The 933-nt window shown below is 39.4% G+C and carries 2 protein-coding genes; both read left to right on the top strand.

The genetic code is table 11. From position 1 onward, the window contains the following. Positions 1-45: 45 nt before the first annotated feature. A complete protein-coding gene (locus tag HMPREF0381_RS16115) occupies positions 46-381 on the top strand; it encodes an 8-oxo-dGTP diphosphatase (RefSeq protein ID WP_008752610.1) in 336 nt (111 codons plus the stop codon). An 84-nt stretch (positions 382-465) separates the two neighbouring features. Beyond that, positions 466-933 (top strand): AAC(3) family N-acetyltransferase (locus HMPREF0381_RS16110; RefSeq protein ID WP_207635203.1); only part of this gene is annotated, 468 nt, incomplete at its 3' end.

Here is a 933-nt window from a genome sequence, read left to right as displayed (position 1 = left end):
ATACTGGTGCAGGAGAAGGTGGGTACAAGGTATCCCTGAGGGCATGTGGAGGAGGGAGAATCTCTGACAGAGGCGGTTATAAGAGAAATGAGAGAGGAGACCGGACTTTTAATTGAAAATCCCATACCCTGCGGCTTTAAAGGCTGGATAATGGAGGACGGCATAAGATATCTGGTGCTTTTATATAAAACGGATAAGTTTACCGGAGAGTTTAAATCCTCTAAAGAGGGGAAGGTATTTTGGCTTGACCGCTCACATATAAATGAGGCAAATCTGATTTGGAATATGAGAGAGCTTCTTGAGATTTTTGACTCCGACAGATACAGTGAATTCTTTTTTAAGATAAAAAACGGGAAGTACAGGGGGGATTTGCTGGGGTAGCTATGGGAAAATGCAAAGCATTGTACATGGTTTAAATATTAAAGGAGTGTAAAAAACAAAGTCTGTGGATAATATGGAGGAAATATATTAAAGATTTATGGAAGCTCGATGTGCCCTGACTGCATTTACTGCAAAGAGGCCTTTGATAAAGAGGGAATAAAGTATGAGTTTATTGATATTAACAGTGACCTGAAACTATTTAAGGAGTTTTTAAAGCTTAGGGATAATTCACCGGTTTTTGATATTTGCAAGGAAAAAGGATATATAGGTATTCCGGCAATTGTGTCTGAAGATGGGAAAATAAGCCTTGATACAGAGGAATATTTAGCTGAAATAAAAGAGACAAATGTTAAGGTCATTGAAGATACGGAGCCCGATAACTGGCCTGTTACTAAAGAGGAAATAGTAAAGGCACTTACTGAAATCAGACTGACAAGAGCTGATAATGTGATGGTACATGCTTCTCTCAGTAAGCTTGGCTATGTATGTGGAGGGGCACAGACTGTTATAGAGGCGATTATGGAAACGGTGGGAGATGAGGGAAGTATTATG

Source organism: Lachnoanaerobaculum saburreum DSM 3986 (assembly GCF_000185385.1).
Taxonomy (GTDB): Bacteria; Bacillota; Clostridia; order Lachnospirales; family Lachnospiraceae; genus Lachnoanaerobaculum; species Lachnoanaerobaculum saburreum.
This window is presented reverse-complemented; position numbering and strand designations above follow the sequence as displayed.